The organism is Gilliamella sp. Fer4-1 (assembly GCF_001690515.1).
Classification (GTDB): Bacteria; Pseudomonadota; Gammaproteobacteria; order Enterobacterales; family Orbaceae; genus Gilliamella; species Gilliamella apicola_C.
The window spans coordinates 1-2,905 of sequence record NZ_LZGZ01000332.1 but is presented as its reverse complement, the minus strand read 5'-3'; the positions used below and the strand labels follow the sequence as shown (position 1 = coordinate 2,905).

Here is a 2,905-nt window from a genome sequence, read left to right as displayed (position 1 = left end):
GTATAGCTAATTTTCACATATATATAATCAAAGTTATGATATGGTTATTATTTAATAATTAACAATCAAAACACAAGATATCCTTATAAATTTTAAGGAAAAATTATAGGATGTTTTTATAAAACCATGCTATTATTGGATGATAATACCGTCAAATTCAGATTGAATTGCAATCATCCTGTTTTTTATGAATGATTTAAAAACAGGATGCATTAAAAAGTATTTTAACAATAAGTGCAATATATTGATTTTTATTATAAAACTTGAATTATCGAATGGAGAGTGTTAAAATGAAGAAAGTGACAAACAAATGCTTAAATAACAAATTAATTTCGCTGAAATCTTTGTTTTTTAATTATTTAGTACACTCCTTTAATAATAAATCTTATTTAATTGGTATTCCGTACTTCTTCGCATTTAGTGGTACGAAGAAGTCCTCAATATTCAGTAAAAATAGCAAAATTAAAAAGACGTCTGTTGCAGTTGAAATAATCCAATTTAAATATTATACTTTTGGAACCATAATAGCGCTGTTGGGTATAATAATATCTAATAATTCCATGGCGACATTATCGGCAACAACGGTAAAAGTGATTCATGGTCATGAACCTTATTTAACATTAGATGGTGGAGTAACACCAATTACCACACTAAATGAATTATTAAGCATTACATTACCCGATGGGAGCTTGATTTCTCCTGAAGAAGATAATTCAAGCGCCGATAAACCAATAGAATTACCTAATAGTATCAACACCTTTAACCGTATCCAAAGCGTAATTCCTCTTCTTTCTGCAGGCAATGAAAATTATCCATCTGTTTCGTTCGATACGTTAATCGCAGAGCCATACCATTATTGGGCTGATAGCGATGGTGATAGTGATGCTAAAGCATCAGGTGAATTAAAAGTGAGGTGGGAAAATTATAAAAACGTCGATATTACTCAGCAAGTCAAAGCTAACCCCAATAATGCATTAGACCCATGCGAAGCACCCTATAAATTAACGCTTAGTTCTACCGATGTGCTTTTATCCACCAAATATGGCGACCCTAAAACAAGCTATTTTAAAGGAGCTAGCCATTCTTATTATATTAAACCAAAAATTGATGTGCCTTTGGTTTGTTATGCACAACCTAATTTAAACAATGGTAAGAAAGAATATGCGGGACCAAAGGAACAATGGGATCCAGATAATGGATTTAAAGTACAAAGCCTTAAGAATGCCTCAAAAAACTTTCCTACTACTGGGGCAAATAACTTATCTTTTAAGCTAATACTTACTGGTATGACAGCAAGAGAAATGATTGCAATCAATAGCAGTACAGTCAAATCTGTTTCGGGATCAGGTATTACATTATCATTAATGGCTGAAAACGGTGCATTAGATAGTAATATTGTTTTGGTGACCTTAAAAGGACCAACAAAAGATTCAAGCAACAAAACATTTAAACCTTCGAGATTTGAACTTTATCGTGATGTCAAAAAAAACTTGTTGTATCAATTTAAAATAGATCGTTGGTATATTGTAAAATCTGGAAATACAGACATGCATTATAGCAATGCTATTTCATTTTGTGATTCTTTATCCACATTATCGCAAAAGTATGCTGTTCCTGCAATACAAGATTATACTAATGCAAATGGGCATGGCTGGAATTTAGGTGCCCCAGGGCAGGGAAATACTTATCAGCGTAGAATCAGCTATTTTAATGAGTACACAGGTAAATGGGTAGGTGGGTTATTTAATGAATGGGGAATTATTTATGATTATAGTGGAACAGATTGGTTGTTTGGTGATTACTGGGTAATCGATACATATCAAGAAAGTAATGGTGAACCAATAAAAAGATATAATGTTTATGCACAAATTGGCGATGTAGATTTTTATTTTAACCAAGGAAATAGCGATAGGGTTGCCTGTGTTACTTGGTAGATTTTTAATAACTTTATTTGTTTAGAATAAGTAAGATAACCACTGACTAATTTAACATAGCCCTACAGTTTTACATCGGTTCTGAGGATGAAGAAAGGAGAATTGTTAATAAAAACGTTTGTTAATCGAGATAGAAAAAGAAGCCTTTGAGATATTAAGTTTTTTGTAGAGGCTTCTTTGCTAACAATTGGCACTACATTTTTCTTACTCTTCAAAATTTGATTGCAAAATATTAATGTGCGAGATAAGAATACTGACATTGTATATAGCCAATCTATTTGATTATCGTGTCATTGTGTAACTATCCCCTAAAATAGTACAGCAAAAAAGTAGAAAATTCTCTATGATAAAAGTAAAAGAGGATTTAATTATGAAAAAAATGACTGAACATCAAATCGTCGCTATTTTAAAAGAAGCAGAGGCAGGTGTACCCGTTAAAGAGTTGTGCCGTACATATGACATGGGTAATTCAACTTTCTATAAATGGCGAGAAAAATACAGCGGAATGGAAACGTCGGATATCAAACGCTTAAAGGAGCTGGAGGCTGAAAACCGCAAGCTTAAGCAGATGTTTGCCGAACTGAGCTTAAAATCTCAGCTTCAGGAAGAAATCATAAAAAAGCTTTAGTGCCAACTGGGGCACGTAAAAGGTGGGCACAGCAACTACAACAAAATCATTCGGTTACTATTGCTATGAGTTGTGCCATTGTTGGCTTAAGCCGTTGTGCTTACTATTATCAAGCTAAGTTACAGGATGATTCGGTGATTGTTTCGGTGTTGAATGCTATCACAGACCGGCATTTACGTTGGGGCTTTCCTAAGTGTTTTAATCGAATCAGAAAACTGGGATATCGTTGGAATCATAAACGTGTTTATCGGGTGTATTGTGAGTTAAAACTGAATCTTAAAACAAAACGAAAACAACGAATTCCACCTCGGGAGCCAGAAAAGTTATTGGCTCCCAATAAACA

The 2,905-nt window shown here is 33.4% G+C and carries 3 protein-coding genes; all 3 read left to right on the top strand.

All coding sequences use genetic code 11. The annotated features are described in order from the left end of the window. The first annotated feature begins 560 nt into the window (after positions 1-560). Positions 561-1,934 carry a hypothetical protein gene (locus tag A9G30_RS11265; RefSeq protein WP_065589025.1) on the top strand — a complete coding sequence of 458 codons (1,374 nt, stop codon included), beginning with the start codon at positions 561-563 and terminating at the stop codon, positions 1,932-1,934. A gap of 370 nt (positions 1,935-2,304) precedes the next feature. After that, positions 2,305-2,562: a transposase gene (locus A9G30_RS11260; protein ID WP_065589024.1), complete on the top strand. Its 258-nt coding sequence runs from the start codon at positions 2,305-2,307 to the stop codon at positions 2,560-2,562. Further along, the coding region (locus A9G30_RS11255; protein ID WP_141672095.1) for an IS3 family transposase at positions 2,562-2,905 on the top strand (344 nt) is incomplete at its 3' end. The genes A9G30_RS11260 and A9G30_RS11255, both read left to right, overlap by 1 nt.